General features: G+C 68.7%; 24 protein-coding genes. 5 read left to right on the top strand and 19 right to left on the bottom strand.

The window, feature by feature from the left end; genetic code table 11:
- Window positions 1–12 precede the first annotated feature (12 nt).
- The 4 genes from LDL21_RS17980 to LDL21_RS17965 form a co-directional block, all read right to left on the bottom strand.
- Window positions 13–789 carry an aquaporin gene (locus LDL21_RS17980; protein ID WP_181698353.1) on the bottom strand — a complete coding sequence of 259 codons (777 nt, stop codon included), beginning with the start codon at window positions 787–789 and terminating at the stop codon, window positions 13–15.
- Window positions 790–853: 64 nt separating this feature from the next.
- Window positions 854–1,684, bottom strand: coding sequence for a transglutaminase family protein (locus LDL21_RS17975; protein ID WP_225281189.1), 831 nt, complete (start codon window positions 1,682–1,684; stop codon window positions 854–856).
- A gap of 8 nt (window positions 1,685–1,692) precedes the next feature.
- Entirely contained in the window at window positions 1,693–2,670 is a 978-nt protein-coding gene (locus tag LDL21_RS17970) for an alpha-E domain-containing protein (RefSeq protein ID WP_181698352.1), read from the bottom strand.
- Window positions 2,671–2,674: 4 nt separating this feature from the next.
- The gene (locus LDL21_RS17965; protein ID WP_225281188.1) at window positions 2,675–4,204 is read right to left on the bottom strand and encodes a circularly permuted type 2 ATP-grasp protein; all 1,530 of its coding nucleotides are present in this window, start codon (window positions 4,202–4,204) and stop codon (window positions 2,675–2,677) included.
- 397 nt (window positions 4,205–4,601) lie between these two features.
- Here LDL21_RS17965 and rpsT point away from each other — a divergent pair, with 397 nt between their 5' ends.
- Both rpsT and LDL21_RS17955 read left to right on the top strand, forming a co-directional pair.
- Window positions 4,602–4,862: a 30S ribosomal protein S20 gene (gene rpsT, locus LDL21_RS17960; RefSeq protein ID WP_067486282.1), complete on the top strand. Its 261-nt coding sequence runs from the start codon at window positions 4,602–4,604 to the stop codon at window positions 4,860–4,862.
- Window positions 4,863–4,953: 91 nt separating this feature from the next.
- Window positions 4,954–5,199, top strand: a complete 246-nt coding sequence (locus LDL21_RS17955) for a hypothetical protein (protein ID WP_067486280.1) — start codon at window positions 4,954–4,956, stop codon at window positions 5,197–5,199.
- A gap of 3 nt (window positions 5,200–5,202) precedes the next feature.
- On the opposite strand, the gene holA is transcribed toward LDL21_RS17955, so the two are convergent.
- The 3 genes from holA to LDL21_RS17940 form a co-directional block, all read right to left on the bottom strand.
- Window positions 5,203–6,171, bottom strand: a complete 969-nt coding sequence (gene holA, locus LDL21_RS17950; protein ID WP_181698350.1) for a DNA polymerase III subunit delta — start codon at window positions 6,169–6,171, stop codon at window positions 5,203–5,205.
- Complete coding sequence (locus LDL21_RS17945; protein WP_225281035.1) at window positions 6,134–8,884, bottom strand: ComEC/Rec2 family competence protein; 2,751 nt, start codon at window positions 8,882–8,884, stop codon at window positions 6,134–6,136. The genes holA and LDL21_RS17945 overlap by 38 nt, the downstream gene beginning before the upstream one ends.
- 193 nt (window positions 8,885–9,077) lie before the next feature.
- Window positions 9,078–10,103, bottom strand: coding sequence for a ComEA family DNA-binding protein (locus LDL21_RS17940; protein ID WP_225281034.1), 1,026 nt, complete (start codon window positions 10,101–10,103; stop codon window positions 9,078–9,080).
- Between the two features lie 161 nt (window positions 10,104–10,264).
- On the opposite strand from LDL21_RS17940, the gene LDL21_RS17935 reads away from it, so the two are divergent.
- Window positions 10,265–11,227, top strand: a complete 963-nt coding sequence (locus LDL21_RS17935; RefSeq protein ID WP_225281033.1) for a DUF2332 domain-containing protein — start codon at window positions 10,265–10,267, stop codon at window positions 11,225–11,227.
- 5 nt (window positions 11,228–11,232) lie between these two features.
- On the opposite strand, the gene lexA is transcribed toward LDL21_RS17935, so the two are convergent.
- The 12 genes from lexA to LDL21_RS17875 all read right to left on the bottom strand — a co-directional run bounded on the left by lexA (window position 11,233) and on the right by LDL21_RS17875 (window position 21,892).
- The gene (gene lexA / locus LDL21_RS17930) at window positions 11,233–11,841 is read right to left on the bottom strand and encodes a transcriptional repressor LexA (RefSeq protein WP_255675189.1); all 609 of its coding nucleotides are present in this window, start codon (window positions 11,839–11,841) and stop codon (window positions 11,233–11,235) included.
- A gap of 75 nt (window positions 11,842–11,916) precedes the next feature.
- On the bottom strand, window positions 11,917–12,405 hold the full coding sequence (locus tag LDL21_RS17925) for a GNAT family N-acetyltransferase (RefSeq protein WP_225281031.1): 489 nt from the start codon (window positions 12,403–12,405) through the stop codon (window positions 11,917–11,919).
- A gap of 63 nt (window positions 12,406–12,468) precedes the next feature.
- On the bottom strand, window positions 12,469–13,311 hold the full coding sequence (locus LDL21_RS17920; RefSeq protein WP_181698346.1) for a DegV family protein: 843 nt from the start codon (window positions 13,309–13,311) through the stop codon (window positions 12,469–12,471).
- 3 nt (window positions 13,312–13,314) lie between these two features.
- A complete protein-coding gene (gene octT / locus LDL21_RS17915; protein ID WP_225281030.1) occupies window positions 13,315–14,976 on the bottom strand; it encodes a diglucosylglycerate octanoyltransferase in 1,662 nt (553 codons plus the stop codon).
- On the bottom strand, window positions 14,966–15,625 hold the full coding sequence (locus tag LDL21_RS17910; protein WP_067486266.1) for a histidine phosphatase family protein: 660 nt from the start codon (window positions 15,623–15,625) through the stop codon (window positions 14,966–14,968). Before LDL21_RS17910 ends, octT begins: the two co-directional genes overlap by 11 nt.
- Window positions 15,622–16,038 (bottom strand): ribosome silencing factor, encoded by a 417-nt coding sequence (rsfS, locus tag LDL21_RS17905; protein ID WP_067486264.1) that lies wholly within the window; start codon window positions 16,036–16,038, stop codon window positions 15,622–15,624. The genes LDL21_RS17910 and rsfS overlap by 4 nt, the downstream gene beginning before the upstream one ends.
- Window positions 16,035–16,679: a nicotinate-nucleotide adenylyltransferase gene (gene nadD, locus LDL21_RS17900; protein WP_067486262.1), complete on the bottom strand. Its 645-nt coding sequence runs from the start codon at window positions 16,677–16,679 to the stop codon at window positions 16,035–16,037. Before nadD ends, rsfS begins: the two co-directional genes overlap by 4 nt.
- 11 nt (window positions 16,680–16,690) lie before the next feature.
- Window positions 16,691–17,848: a hypothetical protein gene (locus tag LDL21_RS17895; protein ID WP_225281029.1), complete on the bottom strand. Its 1,158-nt coding sequence runs from the start codon at window positions 17,846–17,848 to the stop codon at window positions 16,691–16,693.
- A gap of 161 nt (window positions 17,849–18,009) precedes the next feature.
- The gene (locus LDL21_RS17890; RefSeq protein ID WP_181698344.1) at window positions 18,010–18,345 is read right to left on the bottom strand and encodes an MmcQ/YjbR family DNA-binding protein; all 336 of its coding nucleotides are present in this window, start codon (window positions 18,343–18,345) and stop codon (window positions 18,010–18,012) included.
- An 11-nt stretch (window positions 18,346–18,356) separates the two neighbouring features.
- Entirely contained in the window at window positions 18,357–19,748 is a 1,392-nt protein-coding gene (locus LDL21_RS17885; RefSeq protein WP_225281028.1) for a vWA domain-containing protein, read from the bottom strand.
- A gap of 3 nt (window positions 19,749–19,751) precedes the next feature.
- The gene (locus tag LDL21_RS17880) at window positions 19,752–20,630 is read right to left on the bottom strand and encodes an AAA family ATPase (RefSeq protein WP_157105062.1); all 879 of its coding nucleotides are present in this window, start codon (window positions 20,628–20,630) and stop codon (window positions 19,752–19,754) included.
- Complete coding sequence (locus LDL21_RS17875) at window positions 20,627–21,892, bottom strand: glutamate-5-semialdehyde dehydrogenase (protein ID WP_225281027.1); 1,266 nt, start codon at window positions 21,890–21,892, stop codon at window positions 20,627–20,629. The genes LDL21_RS17880 and LDL21_RS17875 overlap by 4 nt, the downstream gene beginning before the upstream one ends.
- A gap of 184 nt (window positions 21,893–22,076) precedes the next feature.
- Between LDL21_RS17875 and LDL21_RS17870 the strand changes: the two genes are divergently transcribed.
- Both LDL21_RS17870 and LDL21_RS17865 read left to right on the top strand, forming a co-directional pair.
- The gene (locus tag LDL21_RS17870) at window positions 22,077–22,952 is read left to right on the top strand and encodes a ribokinase (protein ID WP_225281026.1); all 876 of its coding nucleotides are present in this window, start codon (window positions 22,077–22,079) and stop codon (window positions 22,950–22,952) included.
- Window positions 22,953–23,107: 155 nt separating this feature from the next.
- Window positions 23,108–24,331 carry an RtcB family protein gene (locus tag LDL21_RS17865; RefSeq protein WP_225281025.1) on the top strand — a complete coding sequence of 408 codons (1,224 nt, stop codon included), beginning with the start codon at window positions 23,108–23,110 and terminating at the stop codon, window positions 24,329–24,331.
- The last annotated feature ends 30 nt before the right edge of the window (window positions 24,332–24,361 follow it).

Below are 24,361 nucleotides of genomic sequence, written 5' to 3'. Positions count from 1 at the left end.
TGACAGCCCGGTTCAGCTCAGTACATCCCGGGAACGGCCGAAGATCATGCCGTACACCAATGCCCCGAGCACGCCGCCGATCAGCGGGAACACGAAGAACGCCCACACCTGACCCATCGCGCCGTCCTGGTACGGGGCGACCGCGAGGCTGCGCGCCGGATTGACCGAGGTGTTGTCGACCGGGATCGAGATCAGGTGGATCACCGCGAGCGTGAATCCGATCGACATACCGGCCAGCGGCACATCCGAGAGGCGGTCGGTCGACGCGAGCACGACGAAGACCAGCACCGCGGTGAGCATCACCTCGATGATGATCATGGCCGCCATGCCGTACCCGTTCTGCACCACGACCTCGCCGAGCGGGCCGGTGGCCGCCGACGGACTGTGCTTGCCCCAGCCGTTGGCACCGAGACCGTCGACCGGCCGGTCGTAGCTCGGCAGGTTCTTGGCCACCGCGAACAGCACCAGCCCGGCCAGGAGGCCACCGATGAGCTGGGCGACCCAGTACCCGACCGCCGAGACGACCGTGACCCGCCCGAGCAACAACTGGCCGAGGGTGACCGCGGGGTTCACATGGCAGCCCGAGATCGGCCCGATGGAGTACACGAGGAACAGCAGGGTGAGACCGAAGGCCAGCGCCACACCGAGCGCACCCACCCGATCACCGGCGATGACCGCGGTGCCGACACCGCCCATGACGAGAAGGAAGGTGCCGAGCGCTTCCGCGGCCCATTTCTTGGGCTCGGGGATGACTTCGGGTTCACTGAGTTCTTGTGCTGTGAGCGACATCGCGACCACCTCTCCGGGAGAATGATCCCCGCGACGAGCGGGGTCCGCACGAGCGTTTCGGACATTACGCCAGGCGAGTGACCTCTACAACGACCGCGAGGTCCGTCGAGCCGCCGCCGGAGAACACCCCTTTCAACGGCGGTACGTCCGCGTAGTCCCGCCCGACACCCACCGACACGTGCTGCTCATTGAGCGCCAGATTGTTGGTCGGGTCGTAACCCCACCACTGTCCCGTCCACGCCTCGACCCAGGCGTGCGACTCCCCCGCGACCGCCTCCCCGATCGGCGCGGCCGGGTTCGGATGCAGATATCCCGACACATAGCGACTGGGAATTCCCATGGCGCGCAACAACACCAGGGTCAGGTGCGCGTAGTCCTGGCAGACACCACGCCGTTCGGCGAAGGCCTGCGTGGCCGAGGTGTGCACCGAGGTGGTGCCCGCGCTGTAGTCCATTTCCCGGTGCACCCATTCGGCCGCCCGGACCACCGCTCGGGCGGGCGAGACGCCGTGCGCCAACTGCCCGGCCACGGCGTCCAGGGACTCGTCGCGGGGAACGTAGGAGGTGGGACCGAGCATTTCGTCGAACCGGTCGACGGTGCGTTCGCCACGCAGCTCGGCCCAGGTCAGTTCCGTCGCCGGTTCGGTGAAGGGTTCGGTTTCCACCACCGAGGACCCGCTCACCTCCAGCTCGGTGTGCGGGGCGTGCAGATCGAACGCGGTGACGGCCGTCCCCCAGTAGTCGGTGTAGCGGTAGGACCGGGTGGCGGGCACGGTTTCGACGCGGTTGAGGATCACGTTCTGCCTGCTGTCGGCCCTCGGAGTGAGCCTTGCCTCGTTGAACGAGCGCGTCACCGGCGCGTCGTAGATGTATCCGGTGGTGTGCACCACCCGCATTCGCCAGCTCACAGCTCCCCCTCCACGGTCACGGTGGCGTCGGTGCCGCGCCGCACATCGGTCCAGGCCACCCACGGGGCGGCGTGGAAGTACTGCCGCGACACCGCTTCCCCGACATCGCGGCACGCCTTCTGCAAGGCGAGCAACCGGGTCTGCAGGTTTTCCAGCAGCACGCCGGGCGGCAGGAATTCCAGTTCGCTGCGGGCCCGGCCGAGCACCCGTTGCGCTTCGTGGCGGGCACCGACGCGGCTGCCCGGCCGCTGATCCAGCTCGGTCAGGCAGGCCTCGGCGACCAGCAACGCGTGGAACACCGAACGCGGGAAAAGGCGGTCGAGCAGGATGAATTCGGCCACCCGTGCCGCGTCGAGCGCGCCACGATGGGTGCGCAGGTAGGTGTCGTGGGCGCCCGCCGAGCGCAGCACCGTCACCCAGGCGGGTGAGGAGGTGCGGTCACCGGCGCGCGACAGCAGCAAGCGGACCATCATGTCGATGCGTTCGATGGAACGACCGAGCAGCAGGAAGCGGTACCCGTCGTCGCGGCTCAGCGTCGAGTCGGTCAGGCCCGTGAACATCGCCGCGCGATCCTTGACGTAGGCGAAGAATTCGTGCGGACCGAGCCCACGTGCCGCCTGCTCGGCGGCCGCCAGCCCGTTGTAGGTGGTGTTGAGGCACTCCCACATCTCGCTGGAGGTGACTTCCCGTGCACCACGGGCATTTTCACGCGCCTTCGCGATGGACTCGCTGATGGACACACCGTGCTCGTGGCTGAACGCGACCAGATCGGTGACCGACCAGACGTCCAGGCGCAACCCGTCGGGCGGTTCGATGCCGAGCACCTCCAGCAGGACCCGTGAGGTGCGGTCGGCATCGACGGTGGCGTCCTCGAGCAGCTGATGGACGGCCACATCGAGGATGCGGGCGGTGTCGTCGGCGCGCTCGACGTAGCGGCCGATCCAGTACAAGGATTCGGCATTGCGGGCGAGCATGTGGTCAATCCCCGATCAGCCGCTGGGTCTGTTGTTGCTGCTGCTGTTGCTGATGAGCCTGCGAGGTGGTCAGGTCGCGGCCCTGCTCGAACGGATCGGCGCGGAGCGGATCACTCACCAGCTGCGGACCGGCCAGCTCGCTGTCGTCGGAGCGGCCTGCCAGCACCCAGGTGTCCTTGCTGCCACCGCCCTGGCTCGAGTTCACCACCAGCGACCCTTCGGGCAGCGCGACGCGGGTGAGGCCGCCGGGCAGCACCCAGATGCTGTCGCCGTCGTTCACCGCGAACGGGCGCAGATCCACGTGCCGCGGGACCAGGTCGTCACCGATCTTGGTCGGCACCGTCGAGAGCTGCACCACCGGTTGCGCGATCCAGCCTCTCGGATCGGCGCACACCTTGCGGCGGACGGCATCGAGTTCGGCGCGGTCGGCGTCGGGGCCGATCACGATGCCGTAGCCGCCCGACCCCTCCACCGGTTTGACCACCAGTTCGTCGATCCGGTCGAGCACCTCCGCGCGTTCGTCGTCGAGCCAGCACCGGAAGGTGTCGACATTGGGCAGGATCGGTTTCTCGCCCAGGTAGTACTCGATGATCGCCGGCACATAGGTGTAGATGAGTTTGTCGTCGCCCACGCCGTTGCCGACGGCACTGGAGATCACCACATTGCCCGCGCGGGCGGCGTTGAGCACACCGGCGACGCCGAGCACCGAGTCCGGGCGGAAGTGCATCGGGTCGAGGTAGATGTCGTCGATGCGGCGGTAGATCACGTCGACCTGCCGTTCCCCCTCGGTGGTCCGCAGGTAGACGACATTGTCGCGGCAGAACAGGTCACGACCCTCGACCAGCTCCACCCCCATCTGCCTGGCCAGCAGCGAATGCTCGAAATACGCCGCGTTGTGCACGCCGGGCGTGAGGACGACCACCGTCGGATCGGCCTCGTTGGGTGCCGCCGAGGCACGCAATGCCCGCAACAGGTGCGCCGGATAGTCGCCGACCGCGCGGACCAGGTGCGAGGAGAACAGGTCGGGGAAGACGCGCGCCATCGTCCGCCGGTTCTCCATCACATAGGAGACCCCCGACGGCGAGCGCAGGTTGTCCTCGAGCACCCGGAAATCGCCGTGCTCGTCACGCACCAGGTCGATGCCCGACACATGGATACGCACACCGTTGGGCGGGACGATGCCCGCGGCCTCGCGGTGGAAATGCGCGCAGGAAGTGACCAGGCGCTTCGGGATCACCCCGTCGCGCAGGATGTTCTGCTCGCCGTACACGTCGGCCAGGAACAGCTCGAGCGCGCGGACCCGCTGGGTGATGCCCCGCTCGAGATGCGCCCACTCGGCGGCCGCGATCACCCTCGGCACCAGATCGAGGGGAAACGGCCGCTCCTGGCCCGACAGGGAGAAGGTGATGCCCTGATCGATGAACGCGCGATCCAGGGCAGCGGAGCGTTTGGCCAGATCGTGGAGGTCGTTGGCGGCCATCGCCGCGTGAATGCCCCGGTAGGGCGCGCGGGCCTTGCCGTTCGCGTCGAACATCTCGTCGAAGGCATCGGCGAAGCGACCGGGCCCGTAGCCGTGGAACAAACCGGTGTGTGCGACCGCCGGATGACCGTTCGTGCTCACCAACGCCGGTGAGGCGGATCGTGCCGTACCCGGCGTTGTGGTGGAGGTCATGGGAGAAAACTGTCCACTACCCGGCGACAACGTCGTGTGAGCCACACGTAAATTTCTCGCATCACCTGAAACGGGTGAACTCGCCGCCCACACCGGCGCGGACGGGCAGGGCCGATTTCGCCGGGCGGTGCGGAGCTGGTAACCTCGATCTTCGGCGCGGTGTTACCCGTAGTTCAGCACCATCTGCTGCATCGTGGGCGCGCGCCCGACGAGCTTTCAAGACATACCACCCAGCGACAGGAAACCAGAGGATACAGGCGTGGCCAACATCAAGTCCCAGATGAAGCGGATCCGTACCAACGAGGAAGCGCGCAAGCGCAACCAGTCGGTCAAGTCCGCGCTGCGCACCGCGATCCGCAACTTCCGCGAAGCTGCTGCCAGCGGTGACAAGGAAAAGGCTGCCGAGCAGCTGCAGTTCGCGAGCCGCAAGCTCGACAAGGCTGCCTCCAAGGGCGTCATCCACGCCAACCAGGCCGCCAACAAGAAGTCCGCGCTCGCGCTGGCTCTGAACAAGATCTGATCTGCCCGGGTCGCTGTACCCGGTTCGCAAGACGCAGCCGCCGTGGCCTCGATGACCACGGCGGCTTTTGTCGTCGGCTACCATTCCGCGCATGTTGACGGTGTACGCGAATCAGACGGTGGTACGAGGCGACGACCTGGCCGAGGTGATCCGCGCGGCGGAGATCCTCGGGCTCGGTCTCAAGATCGAGAACGTGATGGTGCCCGACGAGGACGGCGGCTACAGCGTCGCCTGGGTCGTCACCCGTGAGGACGAGATCCCGCTCTACGAGGAGTGGGAGGGCCGGTACGAGGACCTCGAGGAAGACGAGGAGGCCCTCGCCGTCATCGGCGACTGACCCTCAGCCGGTGGCACGCAGGTCGAGGATGCGCGCGAGCGCGTGCTCCACGGCGAAGGTGGCATCGGCGGCGCCGCCCTTGACGTCGGCGTTGAGGGCGGCCACCACCTGCAGGGCGGTGCCGATCGAGGCCGGGTTCCAGCCACGCGCCTGCGCTTGGGCCTTCTTCACCTTCCACGGCGGCATACCGAGCTGCTGAGCCAGCTTGAACGGGTCGCCGCGACCGGCCGATCCCACCTTGGCGATGGTGTGGACCGAGTCGGCCAGCGCGTCGGCCAGCAGCACGTGTGGGACGCCCCGGTCGGTCGCCCAGCGCAGCGCCTCCATCGCGGCCGACCGGTCGCCTGCCACAGCGAGTTCGGCGACATCGAAACCGGTCACCTCGGCGCGGCCCGAGTAGTACCGGCGCACGGCGTTCACATCGATCTTGCCGCCGGTGTCGGACACCAGCTGCGAACAGGCCGCGGCCAGTTCACGCAGCTCGAACCCGACGCATTCGATCAGCACCTGCACCGCTTCGGCACCGACCTTCACGCCCGCGGCCCGGAACTCGCCGCGTACGAATTCCACCCGCTCCGCCGGTTTGGTGAGCTTGGCGCACTCGTGCACCACGGCGCCCTGCTTCTGCAGCGCCGGGACCAGCGCCTTGGCGCGGCCGCCACCGGAGTGCAGCACCATCAGGACCACGCCGGGCGGCGGGTCGGCGGCCGCGTCGGTGATCACCGCCACCGCGTCCTTGCCCGCCTCGGCCGCCGATTCGAGCACGATCACGCGGTCTTCGGCGAACAGTGAGGGGCTGAGCAGTTCGGCCAGTTCGGCGGTGCTGGCGTCACCGGCGCGCATCCGGTCCACCGGCACCGAGTCCGGGTCGGGTGCCCCCGCCCGTACCTCGCTCATCACCCGCGCGACAGCGCGCTCGACCAGCAGTTCCTCGTCACCGAGAACCAGATGCACCGCAGGGAGTTCGCTCACGAGGCGATCCTACGTAGGGGGACCGACGGGATCGGCGAGGGTCGCGATACCGCTGCTCGTCCGCCGCGCACGGGTCCTGTCGCGCGAGCGATCGCGTTGTGTCGGCTTCTCCCTGTAGCGCCTCACGGATGGGATCGCTCCGTCCCCGGCACCGAAGTGCTCGACGTGAACGAAGTGTCGGTGGCGGTAGTCGGCGGGACTTGACCATCCGTTGTTCTGTCGCTGTCCCGAGCACGATGACATCGCCGTCGAGGTCGGTTCGGGCGATTGTCGCGCCCAGGGCGGTGAGCACCCCGATGACATCGGGATGTGGATGTCCGAAGGTGTTGTCGGTGCCGGAGCTGATCAATGCCAGGCGCGGCCGGACCGCGCGCAGGAATTCCGCTGTCGTCGTCCGCGAACCGTGGTGCGGAACTTTGAGCACGTCGGCCCTGATGTCGTTGTCGCGCATCATCTTCCGCTGAGCCTCGCTCTCGATGTCCCCCGTCAGCAGAACCGTCCCGAGTGCCGTGCGCGCCCGCACCACCAGCGACCGATCATTGGCATCATCGAGTTCCAGCGAACCAGGTGCCCGCTCCCCCGGCGCGAGAACGTCGAGTTCTGTCGCCCCGAACCGCAACACATGCCCCTGATGCAGCTCGATCAGCGGGATCCCCGCGTCCTCCGCAAGCTCCACGACCCTGCGCACCCCGTCGCCTGAATGGTCATGAGCGCCAATGCTCTCCGTTGCGGTCGTCTCACTCGACGCAGACCGAGCACAGGCTGTCGGCAGCCCCGAGGTAACTCTCAGCATCTCCGCAGCAGTCCTCGGCTGTGATCCAAAAGTTGGCGTGGGGCAGGTGGGTGGGTGGGTTTCGCCGGGGGCGGTGGCGATGACGTCTACTGCGCGGCCGTGGAGGGCGCCCGCGAAACCGTCGATGTGGTCGGCGTGCGGGTGGGTGAGGATCAGGAGGGGAATCCGGGTGACCCGGAGGCGGTCGAGGCAGCGGCGGATGGGGCGGGGGTCGGGGCCGACGTCGACGACTATGGCGGCATCAGGGGCGACAGCGACAGCGAGGGCGTCTCCCTGGCCGACATCACACATGGCCAGGACCCAGCCCGCGGGTGGCCACCCGGGGTGCCAGAGCCGGACAGGGACCAGGACGATGGCGATACCGAGACAGACGACGGCAAGGAGCCGACGCGCCCGCGACCAGCGCAGGGCCGCGACCAGGACGATCATCAGAGCGGCCGCCACAAGGCCCGCAGCAGTGCCCGACTGCACCGTGACGGCGGCACCGGGGAGGGCGGCGGCGTGTTCGGCGACGCCGAGCAACCACCACAGTGGCGGGCGCGCACACCACAGCACCCACACGGCCGCGTCCACCCACAGGCACGCGACTACGGCACCGACCGCTCCGATCACCGTGATCACTCCGACCACGGGTGCGACGAGGGCATTGGCGGCGACGGCTACCAGGCTCACCCGCCCGGACAGGGCGACCATCAGTGGCAGTGTCACGACGAAGGCCGCCGCCGACACCGCGAGAATCTCGGCGGATACACGCCACCACCCGCGCTCGCGCAACCAGTCCGCCCAGCTCGGTGCGAGCAGGATCAGCCCGGCCGTGGCGAGTACCGACAGTGCGAATCCCGCGCTCACCGCTAATTCCGGTGCGACGGCGAGCAATCCGATCACCGCACCACACAGTGCGGGTAGTGCCTGTTTGCGTCGGCCTGTCAGCAGGGCAAGCACCGTCACCGAACCCATTGCGGCGGCGCGCAGCACGCTGGGATCCGGGCGGGCGAGGATCACGAACATCACCACTGCCCCCGCGGCGGTCGCTGCCCTGGTTCGCGGTCCGGCGGTGAGGATACGGGTCAAGCCGAGCAGCGCGCTCAACAAGATTGTGAAATTGGCGCCGCTGACGACGCATAAGTGTTGCAAGCCGGCGATTTCGAAGGCATCCCTGACCTCGTTCGACAGCGCGGCGGTGTCGCCGACGACCAGGGCGGGTAGCAGTCCCGCCGCGTCGGGCGGGAGGGCGCGCGCCGCTGCGTCGGATAGGTCGGCGCGTACACCTGTCGCGAGTCGTTGCCACCAGGGCGGAACACCGATGCGCTCCGGTTCGGCGATCGCCCGCAACGTGGCAACGGTGAGGTCGGTCCGCAACGGTTCGCTCACCGTTCCCCGGAACCGAACCACCTGTCCCGGCGCGAGTTTCGCCCACTCCTCCCCGGCAGCGAGAACCACCAGCGCGCCACCGGCGTGTGTGCGGTGCGCACCATTGCCGAACTCGCGCAGTCCTGCCCGGATGATCCATCGCCGTTCACCGCCGAACGAGCCTGCCCGAATCTGTTTGGCGTCGTCGGAGATCTCCGCTACCACGGTCACGGTTCGCCCGACCGATTCCCGCAACGGATGCGCCTGCATGTGATGTTCGCGCCACGCGGCCGCCGCCCCGAACCCGGCGCCGAGCAGCATCGTCGCTGTCCCCGCCACAGCGACGACCCGCCACCGTTCCCGCCGATGCGCTATCGCCCACAACAACCCGACCCACGCGCCGATCGCTCCCAGCACCACCAAGACGGCCAGCACCACCCCCGCTCGCCACCCGAGGGTCAGGGCGATGAGCGTTGCCGCCCAGCACCCGAGCGCCGCGGGTACCAGCCGCATATCGAGGACCTCGGGCTCCTCCTGATCCTCGTCGGCCGCCGTGTTCTCCGGCCTCACCGATGGACGACGGCTCGACCCCGGCGATGTGAACGACCTGCCGACCGACGCGGAACCGGTCGCCAACGGCCGATCGACAGCCCCACTCAGCGTTTTCGCTCTCGCCCTATCCGCCCCGACCCTCATCCCGCCGCACCGGCGGTGTGCACAGCCTGATCACGCCGGCCGGTGCCGACCGCGCCCCGCACACGGGTCATGTCGTGACCAGATCGCGCAGGCGAGCCAGTCGGGCCGGACCGATACCGTTCACCTCACCGAGTTGCGCCACATCGGTGAACGGGCCATTGGTCGTCCGCCACGTGATGATCGCCTTCGCGGTGACCGGTCCGACGCCGGGCAGCGCATCGAGTTCGGCCTCGGTCGCCGAGTTGAGGTCGACTCGCGAACTGCCTCCGGCCGCACCGGGACCGGGGCCCGCGATGGCCCCCGCCGAGCTCGAACCCGGTGGCCCACCGGCGGCACTGATCATCGCGCTGCCCTGCACGGGTTGGCCCGCCAGCGGCCCTGCGGCACCGACAACCACCTGATCACCATCGGTCAGCCGCTGGGCAAGGTTCAGCCCCGCGAGGTCGGCACCCTCGCGGGCACCACCTGCCACCTCGATCGCGTCGGCGACCCGTGCCCCGCCGGGCAGACGATGCAATCCGGCACGGTGCACCAACCCAACGACGCTGACGACGAGTTCCCCACTCCCGCCCCCGATTCCGGCTCCCGGATCAGCGGTCGCGGCACCGCTCGCCGCCGCGACCACAGCGGTCTGTTCAGCGCGTGGAGTGATGTGCTCGGCGCGCAGTGCCGGTACCGGTGGCACCGCCTGCGATACCGGGCGATCGCGCATCACCATCACTCCGGTCAGCACCACCGCGACCAAGCCGATGATCCCGAGCGCCAGCGCACCGCGCCGTCCCGGATCCATACGAGCCTGACGAAAACGTTCCGGCACCAGTTTGTTCCGTCCGCGTCGACCTTCCTCGTCCAGCCAGCCGGGCGTCCCCACCTCGCCCGGCGGACCGTCCGCAGGAGTCAGTTCGTCGTCGTCCCAGTGGCCGGCCCGTGGCGGGTCAGCGGCCCCGCCTCGCCGGTAATCGAGGGGCTCGTCGTCCGCCTCCCACCGAGCCGTCGTGTGCGGTCGTGGTTTGTCTTGCACCGCGAGCCCGCCCAACCGCTGCCGAACTCGCTCGTGCTCTTCGTGTCGTGGCATGGCGGCGACGCTAGCCATCGGCTCTCCTCGAAACCCGCTGCCCACCTGCACTTTCGACGGGCCTGTGGATAACTCGCACCCTGTGGACAACTCTCGGTCAGCGGCGCTTTTCCGCCGACCCCCGGCGGTGCTCACCGAATACCGTGCGCTCATGGCCGATTCGCAGTACGCAGGTACACATGGACCTGGCACAACGCTTCCGCGACTTCGCGGTGCGGGAAGTCCACACCAACTCCCCGCTGTACTACCGCCGTGCCCTCGACATCGCCGAGGACCCGGCCGTGCTGGCCTTGCTCGCACGGCTGCCCGCCGAGAAACAGCAACCCAACCTCGTGCTCGCCGCCGCGACGGTGAACGGTGTGAACGCGGTGGCCTACAGCGAATTCCGCACGCAGCTGATCGAACGGTGGGACGCGATCGCGACAACCGCGTTGTCCCACCGCACACAGACCAACGAGGTCGGCCGTGCGGCGACACTGCTTCCGATGCTGGCCGGGCTGCCGGGCCCACTCGCACTCGTCGAGGTCGGTGCCTCCGCGGGTTTGTGTCTCTACCCGGACCGTTTCAGCTACCGATACGGCACAACAGTGCTGAACCCGCCGGACGGCGAGTCACCGGTGGTGTTGCCCTGCACCGTGACCGGCCCGGTCCCCGTGCCGACCGCCCTGCCGGAGGTCGTCTACCGGGCGGGCGTCGATCTGAACCCCCTCGACGTCACCGACCGGCACAGCCGCGAATGGTTGGAGGCACTCGTCTGGCCCGGCCAGGAGGACCGGAAGACCCGATTGCGCGCGGCCTGCGAGATCGTCGCGGCCGACCCACCGATCCTTGTCACGGGCGACCTGAACGAACGCATCACCGAACTCGTGTACGCCGCGCCGCCCGACAGCACCGTGGTGGTCTTCCACAGCGCCGTCCTCACCTACCTGGCGCCGGAAGCCAGGGAACAGTTCCGCGCGACAGTGCGATCACTGCCCTGCCACTGGATTTCCCAGGAAGGCACGGGCGTGCTGCCCTGGCTGTCCGACCGGCTCCCGCCACGAGCGTCCGAGAAAGCACGCATGGTGCTCGCGCTGGACGAGGTCGCGTCGGGCTTCGCCGACCCGCACGGCCGGTCGCTGGACTGGTTCGGTCCGGCGTAGCGGGATCAGAGGCGGCGCATCACCGAGACGACTTTGCCGAGGATGACGGCGTCGTCGCCGTCGATCGTCGAATAGGCGGGGTTGCACGGTTCGAGGTGGATGTGGCCGTTGCGGCGGCGGTACACCTTCACGGTCGCCTCCTCACCGATCATGGCCGCCACGATGTCGCCGGAGTCGGCCTCACGCTGGCTGCGGACGACGACGAGATCGCCGTCGCAGATGGCGGCGTCGATCATCGAGTCGCCGCGCACGCGCAGGCCGAAGACCTCACCGCGTCCGACCAGCTCGCGTGGCAGCGTCAAGACATCGTCGGCATGCTGCTCGGCGGTGATCGGCGTGCCTGCCGCGATGTCACCGACAACCGGCACGCTGACGGCGGAATCGGAGCCCGCGCCGGGTGCGCCACGCAGGAACAGGCGCACGTCGATGGGCCGGGTCATCGCCGCACTGCGGCGCAGAAAACCGTCCTCCTCCAACGCCTTCAGATGTTTGGAGACCGTCGAGGTGGATCGCAGCCCCACCGCCTCGGCGATCTCGCGCGTACTCGGCGGATAACCGTGCGCGAGCACCGAATCCCGGATCACCGCGAGGATGTGTTGCCTGCGCGGCGGCATGTTCGAGGTATCGGGAAAGTCGAACTCGTCGAATGCGGTCACGCTGGCATCGTAGAGCCCGGCCACCGCACCCTTTCAGGCCAGGTTCTTGGCGAAGCAGTTCGACAGCGGCAGCTCGTGATACGGCGCGAACAGTGGGATCCGGTGATATCCGCTGCGTTCGTAGAACCGCACAGCATCGGGTTGCAGATGCCCGGTCTGCAGGATGAGTCGCGGTTGCCCCGCCTCCCGCGCCGCCGCTTCGGCGGCCGCGAGCAAAGCCGTGGCTGTGCCCGTGCCACGAAAGGCCGGTCGGACGAACATCCGCTTGAGCTCCAGATCCCCGGCGTTCCAGCGTACTGCGGCATGGCCCGCGGGCGTCCGGCCCGCGTAGGCCACGAAGGTCTTGTGGACGGTGCGCGGGTCGACGAGTGTCGGCGGCGGCCCGACGAATTCGATGTAGGCGTAGCGCGGGCCGACCTCTGCCGACATCTCCGCGCGCAGCACGTCCGCGTCCGGATGCTCCCAGTCGACGGTCAGCACTTCGACGGCAGGCGGGGTCGGTCGCGTGGTGGAGGCGGTCATGTTCTCTACCGTAAGCAGGCAACCGATCCGGGCGCGCCGGTTGTCGTCACCGAGATTCTCTACCTAGGTGCATCCGCCGGGCAGCACCGCGACACCGAGGGCGCCCACACCCAGATGGACACCGAGAGTGGGGCCGAATTCCGCGATGTGGAGTTCGGTGAGGGTGGGATTCTGTTCGCGCAATTGGCCGGCCAGGGACTCGGCGGCCTCGGCGGCACCCAGATGCTGGATACCGAGGGCTACGCCGTCGGTGCCCGCGGCGGACGTCGCGGCGGCGACGAGCTTGGTGACGGCGCGCGACCGTGTACGCACTTTTTCCCGCAGCTCCAGTTTGCCCTCGACCAGCTGCAACAGTGGTTTGGTGACGAGCTCGCTGCCGAAGAAGGCAGCCGCGCTGCTGAGCCTGCCGCCCTTGCGCAACTGTTCGGTGCGGTTCACCAGAATGAAGGTGCGGGCACGGGTGGCGGCGGCCGCCGCACACTCGTAGACCGCGTCGAGGGTGTCACCGGCCCGGGCACGGCGGGCGGCGCCGAGTACAGGCAACCCCGTGGCCAAGCCCGCGCCGAGCGAATCAACCAGGCGCACACGGCCGTCGGCGCCCATCTCGCGCACTGCTTGTCGCCCGGCCTCCCAGGTCGCCGACAGCATGCGCGACAGATGCACGGCGACCACTCCGTCGCCGCCGCTGTGGTCCATGGCGCGTTCGTAGGCCTCGCGCAATTCACCCGGCGAGGCCGCCGACGTGGTGACCGAGTCGGCGCTGTAGTCGATCTCGACCGGCTCGACGCCCTCGCGCAGCTGCCGATCACCGACCAGCACGTGCAGAGGCACCACTTCGATACCGAGATCGGCGACGAGGTCGGCGGACAACCCGGCCGCCGAATCGGTGACCACCACAACGGCCACGGACTACCGAACCTCCTGCAGCGCCTTGGTCATGGCGGTGGCAACAGCCTGATGCCCGGCCCAGCCCCAGTGGATACCGTCGGGGTTGGCCGATCCCGATTCGATGTCGTCGCGCACGGCTTCGCCGAGGTCGACCAGCGGCACCGAGGTGCGCGCCGACCACGCCCGCAACGCCTTCACCGCGCGCGGCCGACCACGGTGCACGCGACCGTAGGCATCGCAGCGATGCACCGACGGCAACACCGCGACCACCGGCAGCTCCGGACGCAACTGGGTCAGCGCCTCACGCGACTGCTCCAGATAGTCCACGCTCACCCTCGGTGGAAGAGCAACGGGGCGACCGAGTTTCGACAGCTTCGGCTGCAGCCAGTTGTAGGTGGCCCGCACCCCGCGACGCAGCCGGGGCGGACGGATGTAGCGGATCGTCTCCCGCAGAGCGGTGGGCAGCGGAGACGGCAGGGTGTCCATGCCGCCGACAGCGAACACGACAGCCCCCGCGCGCGGCACGGCGGCCCACACCCGGGGATCACCGATCAGTGCCCAGTAGGCGTCACGGCAGGTCCATCCGATCCGGGCGACCAGCTCGACATCCCAATCCAGTTCGGCCGCCACGAGATTCGGCCAGATCCTCGGATCATCGGCCGGCAACCCACCCTTGGGCCCGAAGTAGGCGAGCGAATCGGCGATCACCAACAGCACCGGCCGAGGCGAGGCCTGCTCGACCACCTCGGTCGATACCTCCTGCCGAACCGCGGGTGCCTCCGCATCGACGGTGCTGATCGACTGATTCTGCGGGACAGAAGGTTCCGCGAGAACACTCGGCATCGCGCTCACACCGTCGGCAGGCTGGACCGGGGAAGGCGCGAGCAAGGCCTGCGACTGCACACCGGGCTCCCCTTCGGCCGTGGAGCCGGATTCTGCCGTCTCAGCTCCGAGCAGCGCTTCGGCGGCCGTATCAGCGCGCGCCGAAACCGATTCCGCGTGAGCGATACCGGAAGCGCCGTCCTGCGCGGGAGTAGCTTCGACCTGAGCAACAGTCGAAGTGCTCGCCTGCGGCTGAGCCGTTTCCGTCTGCCTGGGACGGGATTCCGCTTCGGCAGCAACCGATTCACCTGCCCGAGGCAGAGTCGAGTCGGCCCGGTCCACAGTCTGCGTGTCGACCGTGGTGTTCGAGTCGTCCTGCGCACGCGACACGGAGTCGGTGCCCGAGGCCGAAGTCACCGGAGTGCCGGTATCAACCTGGGCCGCAGAGGAATCCGAGCCCTCGGTCAGCGCGTCGGTGCCATCCGCCGAGCCCGCGCCGACAGCATTACCGACATCGTCGACAACCTTCGCCGCTACGGAACCCTCGTCGTCGGACGACTCCTCACCGGAATCGTGTGCACCCGAACCGGACTCGTCATCGGCCGACGAATCGGTCTCGGGTTCGGCGACCGGGGAAGGCGGCGGCCCGAAAAGCGCGTCGGGCAGCGAACGGGTACTGCGAGCGGTGACCTGCTTGAAGAGTTCGTCGGGTACCGAACGGATCGGCTCCTCACGCTCGGGGCGTGCGGGCCGCGCCGGTGGCGGGCCGAACAGCGCGTCCGGCAATTGCCGTCCGGGCTTGGCCGTCACCTGCTGGAACAATTCGTCCGGTACCGATCGGACGGGCTCTTCAGAGGACATCGGGAGCTACCTTCGCCGCTGCGTTCCAAACATCGAGGCGCCAGCCGGGTCGGTCGACATCCGGGCCGTGACTGGACAGCTGCACCCAGCTCGTATTGGCCAGCCCACCGAGGGCAGGCCAGTTCTCCGGTGGCAGATCCAGCAACGCGGCCGTCAGGGCAGCGATCAGCCCGCCGTGCGCAACCAGGATGATAGTCCGACCGGGCCAATCCTGCCGCTCGTTGTACAGTTCGCGCACCACGGGCAGCGACCGGGCGCCGACCTCGAGTTTGCTCTCGCCGCCAGGCGGACGGTAGGTGGCGTCGAGCCGCCACTGCACCCGCGCACCGGGGTAGTCGGCGTCCACCTCGAGGTGGGTCAGGCCTTCCCAGTCACCCAGGTTGGTCTCGCGCAAGCGGGTATCGGTGATCACCGGCAGATCGCTGAGGTCACCGAGAGCCTGGGCGGTCTCCTTGGCCCGACGCAGATCGGAGGCGTGGATGGCGATGGCGTTGCGTGAAACCAGTTCTCGGGCAGCCTCTTTGGCCTGCTGACGACCGAGCTCGGTGAGATCGGTGTCGATCTGGCCCTGCATCCGGTCGGCGGCGTTCCATTCGGTCTGCCCGTGCCGCAGCAGGATCAACGTGCGCACATGGGCGTACTTGCTCACTCGCTGTCTGCCTCTGCCTGCGCGTCGTCGTCGGCGGCCGGGGCCTTGGGTGCGGCGATACCGTCGACGGGAACCGTCGGGCAGTCACGCCACAGGCGTTCGAGGGCGTAGAAGTTGCGCTCGTCGTTGTGCTGGATGTGCACGACCACGTCGACGTAGTCGAGCAGCGCCCAGCGTCCCTCGCGGGTGCCTTCGCGACGAACGGGCTTGTGCCCGGCCTCGCGCAGCTTCTCCTCGACGTTGTCGACGATCGCGTTGACCTGACGCTCGTTGGGCGCCGACGCGATCACGAAGCAGTCGGTGATCACCAGCTGTTCGGAGACGTCGAGGACAACGACATCGGTGGCGAGCTTGTCGTCGGCCGCGAGTGCGGCGACTCTGGCCATCTCGACCGCTTCGGCGGTGGCGCTCATGCCTTACCTTCCGTTCCTGCGGGCACATAGAGGTGCCGCTTCGATATGTACTGCACCACGCCATCGGGGACGAGGTACCAGACCGGCCGACCCTGGGCGGCGCGGCGCCGGCATTCGCTCGACGAGATGGCCAGCGCGGGGATCTCGATCATCGTCACGGCATCGGCGGGAAGGTCCCGCAGATGTTCCTCGAGATGGTCGGTGTTCAGCTCGTACCCCGGACGGCTCACCCCGACGAACTTCGCCAGTTCGAACAGTTCGGCCCAATCCTGCCATGTCAGGATGTTGGCCAGCGCGTCCGCACCGGTGATGAAGTACAGCTCGGCGTCGGGATGGGCGCTCTGCATCTCGCGCAGGGTGTCGACGGTGTAGGTGACCTTGTTGCGTTCGATGTCGGCCCGGCTCACCGAGAACCTCGGATTGGACGCGGTGGCGATCACCGTCATCAGGTAGCGGTCCTCGGCGGGACTGACCTGTTTGCCCGCCTTCTGCCAGGGCTGACCGGTCGGGACGAAGATCACCTCGTCCAGGTCGAACAGGTGCGCGACCTCGCTGGCGGCGACGAGGTGACCGTGGTGAACGGGATCGAACGTGCCACCCATCACACCGAGCTTGCGGCGCGGCCGGGCTGTCTCGTGCATGAGGTCCGAGCTTAATAGGACCGCCACCATTCGTACGGATCGGAGGGCTCCGGGAATCGGGACCGATCGGCTCGCGGTACTCGCGGGCCCGCTTCGGCCGGTCGGTGCTCGACCGTGCCCGAGGCCTGGGCGCACATCTGAGCGAACTGACTGCGGGTGCGACGCAACTCCTCGACGTGGTGGGCGGCCGGGTCGGTGGCGACGAGGCGGTTCAGTTCGGTGAGCAGCACGTCCAGGGTCACCCACCACGGGCCGCGCAGCGTCCCGCCGGGGCCGCGCAGTTGCAGCCAAGCCGCCGCGCGCAGGCAACGCGCGCGGGGCACGATCTTGTCCTGTTCGCCCCAGAGCCCGGCCGCGCGCAGATAGCCCCCGAGCGCCTCCGATTCCTGCCCACAACATTCCCTGGCCACCGCAGCCGACCACAGCAGATCGGCGTGCCGGTGCCGCTCGGTGGGCGAGCCGGCGATCAGGCGGGCGGCCTCGGTGAACTGCCAGGCCGCCTCGCGGTATCGGCCGAGGTGATTGAGCGATTCGGCGAAGACCGCACGGACCCGCGCGAGCTCGCCGGGTGGGTAGCCGACTGCGGCCCCGTCGAGCAGCGCGTGGTCGAACGCCCGCGCCGCCTCGGTATGTGCTCGTGCTCGATGCCAGGAGCGGCCCGCGACGATCCACAGATGTGCCGAGTCGGCCGCCGAGATCGGCGCCCAATCGGCGGCGGCCGCGGCAGCCGCGCGGGCGATATCGCGAGCGCGACCGGGTTGGGCGGCGATCGCGGTGACCAGCCGGGTCCGTAGCTCCGCCCGCTCCCGTGCCCCGAGCTCCGCCGCGCCGACGACGAGGGCGCGCCGCAACTGCTCCTCCGCCGCGCCCGGTGCGTCGAGCAGGCGCGCCGCCGCGATCGTCGCGAGCTTTCGCGCGGCGCGGGCCAGCGAACCGGGCTCGAGCAGGCGGGCTGCCTCGGCGGCAGCCGAACCGGCGGCATCTACCTGGCCGGCGGGAGCACCGACCCGGAACTGCGCATCGTGGACAGCGCCCTCGTCGATCGCCCCTGCGACTCGCACGGCGTGGTCGGCCGACCCCGCGAGTGCGGCTTGGGCAGCGGGTTCGGCTGGGGCGGCGAATTCGGCTCGAGCGTCATCGTTCTCGGCGGCGGCGAACCGATCGCTCACCGGGCGAACCACATCCGCACGACACAGAAGCGGGCGACGGTCCCGATTCTTCGATCCGTCCCCCGATGTTCAGTTCGCCCGTCGTCGCGCGACGCCCCTGCCAGCATGGCGGTGATCTTGGTGGTTCGCCCCTACGAGTGGCTTAACGTCCGCTCAACGTCTCAGCGCAGCGGCCTTTTCGACTTCGGGAGTTTGGCGACGACGGCGTCGTAGGACGCGTCGATGAGTTCGCGTATTTCGTCGTCGGGAACGGCGCCGCCGACGCGAATGCTGTTCCAGCCGTAGCGGCCGATGTAGGCCGAGGCGGCGACATCGTCGGGGTAGATGGTGACCAGTTCGTCGGCTTCGGCGCGGTCGCGCCCGCATTTGAGACCGATCGATGTGCCCGCGCCGAGAAACGCGAACACCTTGTCGCCCACCTTGGCCACGGTGTCGCCCTCCCACGGTTCGTCTTCCCACGCACCGGGTTTGGCCAGGCAGTACGCCAGTACATCCATCTCGCGGCTCCTCAGACCGGCAGCAGTTTCGACACGACGTCGGTGAGCTGGCGCGCCGACCGGCATTCGTGCATCTCGATCACCGCACCGTAGTCGGGTGCGGCCGAATCGCCTGTGCCCCAGAGGTTGTGCGGCTCGGGGTTGAGCCAGTGCGCGTGTTTGGCGGTCTCGACCAGCCCGCGCAGCGTGTCCACCTTCGGGTTGCGGTAGTTGGTTCGACCGTCGCCGAGGACGAGCAGCGAGGTGCGGCTGGTGACGGCGTCACCGAAATTGTCGGCGAAACTGGTGAAGGCCTGGCCGTAGTCGGAGTGGCCGTCGGAGTCGATGACGGTGGACTCGGTGAAGATTCTGGTGAGCACGTCGTCGAGACCGGTTTGCGGGCCGAAGTAGTCGGTGACTTCGTCGGTGCGGTCGACGAACGCGAAGATCCGCACCCGGGAGAACTGTTCGCGCAGGGCGCTCACCAGCAGCAGGGTGAAGCCGCTGAAGCCGGCCACCGAGCCCGAGATGTCGCACAGCAGAACCAGATCAGGGCGCCCGGGGCGTGGTTTGCGCTGCACCAGGTCGATCGGCACGCCCCCGGTGGACATCGATGCCCGCAGGGTTTTGCGCAGGTCGATCTCGCCGCGACGGGAACGCTTGCGCCGCACCGCCAATCGCGAGGCGAGGATCCGTGCCAACCGGTGGGTTCCCCGCCGCAGATCGGCGAGTTCACGTTCGGAGGCGCGCAGGAAATCGGCGTCCTCGGCCTGCCGGGCGACCCCGTAGGTGGCGACCCGTTCCCGTCCGATCTGCTCGGCGACGCGGCGGTTCGTCTCCTCTTCCACGGTGGCCCGGAACCCGGCGATGCGCATCCGCAGCAGGCGCTGCGCGATCTCGGCGTCGCGTTCGCTCGCGTCGGGCGGGAGGGCGAGACCGGCCAGCGCACGCGCCAGCAAGGTCTGCGGCGCAAGGTCTTTGAGCGCCTGATAGGCGGAGAACGATGGTCCACGCGCCGATTGGTATCGCCCGAGCTGCTCCACCACCTGGGCGGCGAGCAACTCGAGCTGGTTGCCGCTGTCGGGCGTGGCGAGCAGTTCGGCGAGTTGTTCGCGCAGGGCGGGCAAATCGACGCGTCCGTCGGGGGTGCGGGGCAGTTCGGGCGCCTCGGCACTGCGCTGCCCGACGGCAACCGGGAACCACAGGTCGAAGAGGCTGTCGAAGGTGGCGCGGTGGGTTGGGCGGCGCAGCAGCGCACAGGCCAGGCCCTCCCGCACCGCTTCCCGGTCGAGCAGGTCGAGCACCGTGAGTACCTGGCCCGCGTCGACGGTTTCCGACGGACCGACCGGCACCCCGCGCGAGCGCAACGCCGCGACGAAACCCGCGACGTGACCACTGATGCCGTGGGGCGCGGGCGCGGTCATTCCTCAGGCCAGTTTCAGCTCGGACAGGGCACGCTGGTGGTCGCTGCGGTGCTTGAGCACCACGCCGAGCGTGGCCCGCACCGTGGCGTCGTCGAGGTCCTGGGAACCCAGTGCGAGCAGGGTGTTGCCCCAGTCGATGGTCTCGGCCACCGACGGCAGCTTCTTGAGTTGCATTCCGCGCAGCACATGCACGATGCGCACCAGTTGCTCGGACACCACCGCCGACAGCTCGGGTACCCGGCTGGCCAGGATGCGGCGCTCGAGGTCTTCGTCGGGGAAGTCCAGGTGCAGGTACAGGCAGCGACGCTTGAGGGCCTCGGACAGTTCGCGGGTGGCGTTGGAGGTGAGCACCACGAACGGCTTACGGGTGGCGGTGATCGTGCCGAGTTCCGGAACGGTGACCGCGAAATCGCTGAGCACCTCGAGCAGCAGGCCCTCGATCTCGACGTCGGCCTTGTCGGTCTCGTCGATCAGCAGCACCGTGGGGTCGGTGCGCCGGATCGCGGTGAGCAGCGGACGCGAGAGCAGGAACTCCTCGGTGAAGACGTCGGCTTTGGTTTCGGCCCAATCGTTTTCGCTCGATGCCTGGATCCGCAGGATCTGCTTGGCGTGGTTCCACTCGTAGAGGGCGCGGGCCTCGTCGACACCCTCGTAACACTGCAAACGCACAAGTTCGGCGTCGGCCACCTGGGCGACCGCGCGCGAGAGTTCGGTCTTGCCGACGCCCGCCGGGCCCTCGATGAGCAGCGGTTTGCCCAGCCGGTCGGCGAGGAACACCGAAGTGGCCGTGGCCTTGTCGGCCAGGTAGCCGGTGGTGGCCAGCCGGGCGATGACGTCGTCGACCGAGGTGAAGATCGGTTCCTGTACCAGAGTCACGGTCACACCGGCCGAGTCTGGCCGTCGCCCCACACGATCCACTTGGTGGAGGTGAGTTCGGGCAGTGCCATCGGGCCGCGGGCGTGCAGCTTCTGGGTGGAGATGCCGATCTCGGCGCCGAAGCCGAACTGCTCGCCGTCGGTGAACGCGGTGGAGGCGTTGACCATCACGGCTGCGGCGTCGACGCGGGCGGTGAACTCGCGTGCGGCGGCCAGGTCGGCGGTGACGATGGCCTCGGTGTGGCCGGTGCCCCAGGTGTTGATGTGCTCGACCGCGGCGTCGAGGTCGTCGACGACCTTCACGGCGATATCCATGGTCAGGTACTCCTCGCCCCAGTCGGCATCGGTGGCGGGCACCTGACCGGGCAGGTCACCGTGAATGGTGACGCCCGCGTCCTCGAGTGACTTGCTCAGCCGCGGCAGCGCGGTCTCGGCGACGGCGGCATCGATGAGGACCGTCTCGGCGGCGTTGCACACGCTGGGACGGCGGGTCTTGGCATTGAGCACGATCGCCTCGGCCATGTCGAGATCGGCGGCGCTGTGCACGTAGACGTGGCAGTTGCCGGTGCCGGTCTCGATGGTCGGCACCTGTGCGTCGCGGACGACGGCGTTGATGAGGCCCGCGCCGCCGCGCGGGATGACCACATCGACCAGGCCGCGCGCCTGGATCAGGTGGGTGACGCTGGACCGGTCGTTGCTCGGCAGCAGCTGCACCGAGTCGGCCGGAATGCCCTGGGCGGTGAGCGCTTCGCGCAGGATCTCCACGAGCGCGGCATTGGAGTTCGCCGCCGAGGACGAGCCGCGCAGCAGCGCCGCGTTGCCCGATTTCAGTGCCAGGCCGAAGGCGTCGACGGTGACATTTGGCCGGGCCTCGTACACCATGCCGACCACGCCGAGGGGCACCCTGGTCTGCCGGATCTCGAGCCCGTTGGGCAGGGTGCTGCCGCGCACGACGACACCGACCGGATCGGGCAGGCCGGCGACCTGACGCAGGCCCGAGGCGATGCCGTCGATGCGGGCCTTGGTGAGCCGCAGCCGGTCGAGCAGGTTCTCCTGGGTGCCTGCCGCGCGGGCGGTCTCGATATCGGCGTCGTTGGCCGCGAGCACGCGGTCGGCCGCGGCGAGCAGCGCATCGGCCGCGGCGTGCAGTGCGTCGTTCTTCTGCGCCGTGGTGAGCTGAGCGAGCGCACGGGACGCGACGCGAGCCCTGCGGGCGGCGTCGTGCACCGCTGCGCGGATGTCGAGCTCGGGGGTCACTTCTACCGTCATGGGTATCAGCGTACGCATTGTGCCCGTCCCGCTCGACGCCACCCGGGACCCGGAATGTGGCTCCGACCGGCAGCGGGACCGAGTTATCCACAGGGTCTTGCGGGCAGGCGCCCCGCGACTCGACCACTGACATCGCGTCGCAAGCGGGCACCGCGCAACGCCGTCGCCGCTAAATTCGACGTTTATGAACCACTCCGCCGCACCGACCGTTGTGGTGTTGGGCAGCGTCAATATGGACCTGGTCACCACCACCGCGCATCGGCCGGCCCCCGGAGAAACAGTGCTCGGCTCCGGCTTCGCCACGGTTCCGGGCGGGAAAGGCGCCAACCAGGCGATCGCGGCGGCTCGCTCCGGTGCCGACGTGCGGTTCCTAGGCGCGATCGGCGACGACGCCTTCGGCGCCACCCTGCGCGCGACCCTCGACGACGCGGGCATCGACACCACCCTCCTGCGCACGGTCCCCGGCCCGAGCGGGGTAGCGACGATCGTGGTCGACGGTGCGGGCGAGAACAGCATCATCGTCGTGGCCGGGGCGAACGGCAGGATGACCCACCTGACCGAAGCGGAGCTCGCGGCGATCGAGGCCGCCGACATCCTGCTGTGCCAGCTCGAGATCCCCCTCGAAACAGTCACAGCGGCCGCACACCACGCCGGCTCCGCAGGCACACTCGTAGCCCTGAACCCCTCCCCCGTCCAGCTGCTGCCCGCACGACTGTGGGCCGATGTGGACCTGGCGATCGTGAATTCGCTGGAGTACGAACACTTCTCGTCGACGTTGGGGCCGGTGGCGCACGTGGTGCGAACCCTGGGCGCCGACGGTGCGATCTACCGTGGCAACGGCACGGAACTGACCGCCGATGGGCGCCGTGTAGACGTGGTCGACACGACCGGCGCGGGCGATGCCTTCACCGGCGCCCTCGTCGCAACGTGGTCTCAGGGCGCAGCCGCCGCTCTGAACTGGGCAAACACAGCCGGCGCCCTGGCGACTACCCAGCTCGGCGCCAGCGCGTCCATCCCCGGACGGGAACAGATCGCGGCCGCGCTCGCCGAGAATCGCTGATCCGCGGTGGCGAGTTCGGCACCGACCGCGCCAGAGCGCTAGGAGCGAATGGGACACAGGCAACGTTCCACCCACCCGCGACCGCGTGGTAAATGGGGTGCGCCGCCCACGACAAGGCCCCTACCGTTGGTGATACACCAAGGAAAGGACCGACCATGTTTCCCGTCGAGCTGCGCGGTACCCGAGCGCAGACGCTCATGTGGGCAGACGAGCACCAGATCGAGCAGGCCGCACTGAAGCAGCTCCGCAATATCGCCGAACTGCCCTGGGTGCACGGACTGCGCGTGATGCCGGATGTGCACCTGGGTAAAGGCGCGACGGTCGGTTCGGTCATCGCCATGCGGGACGCGGTGGCGCCCGCGGCGGTGGGAGTCGACATCGGGTGCGGGATGGAAAGCGTGAAGACCGGGCTCACGGCCTCCGATCTGCCAGACGACTTGCGTTCGTTGCGTGCGCGGATCGAGCAGGCGGTGCCGGTCGGGTTCCAGGCGCACAAGGAAGCCGTGAACGTCACGAAACTGGATGCCGGATTCGCGAACTCGCACGGCAAGGCGGCATTGCGTGCCAACAGCTGGGACCGGTTCTGGCGCGCGTTCGGGCAGCTGCACCCGGGTGTGTCGTCGTTGGAGTCCAAGGCGCACAAGCAGATCGGATCGCTCGGCGGCGGCAATCACTTCATCGAGATCTGCCTCGACCAGGACGACGCCGTGTGGATCCTGCTGCACTCCGGCTCGCGCAATATCGGCAAGGAGCTGGCGGAGCGGCACATGGCGATCGCACGGGCGCTGACGCACAACCAGCCGCTGCCCGATCGCGATCTGGCCGTTTTCCTTTCCGGGACACCGGAGATGGACGCCTATCGCCGGGACCTCACCTGGGCCCAGGAATACGCTGCGCGCAATCGCGCGGTGATGTTGTCGCTGGTCTGCCAGGCCGTGCGGGACGAATTCGGTGAGCGGCCGGTACGTTTCGAGGAGCCGATCAGCTGCCATCACAACTATGTGGCCGAGGAGATCATCGACGACGTGCCGATGCTGGTGACCCGTAAGGGTGCGGTGCGGGCAGGTGCCGGTGAACTGGCGCTGATCCCGGGCTCGATGGGCACGCGGTCCTACGTGGTGCGCGGCAAGGGAAACCCGCTGTCGTTCCAGTCGGCCTCGCACGGCGCCGGACGACGGATGAGTCGCAGCGCGGCCAAGCGGCAGTACACCGTCGCGGATCTGATCGCCCAGACCGAGGGCGTGGAGTCGCGTAAGGACGCGGGCGTGGTCGACGAGATCCCGGCCGCGTACAAGGACATCGACGAGGTGATCGCGGCCCAGGCCGATCTGGTCGACGTGGTCGCGACCTTGCGTCAGGTCCTGTGCGTGAAGGGGTGACCCGGCGGAAGGTCTGTATCGCCGATCAAA

The sequence above is a fragment of the Nocardia rosealba genome (assembly GCF_020216065.1).
Classification (GTDB): domain Bacteria; phylum Actinomycetota; class Actinomycetes; order Mycobacteriales; family Mycobacteriaceae; genus Nocardia; species Nocardia rosealba.
This window is presented reverse-complemented; position numbering and strand designations above follow the sequence as displayed.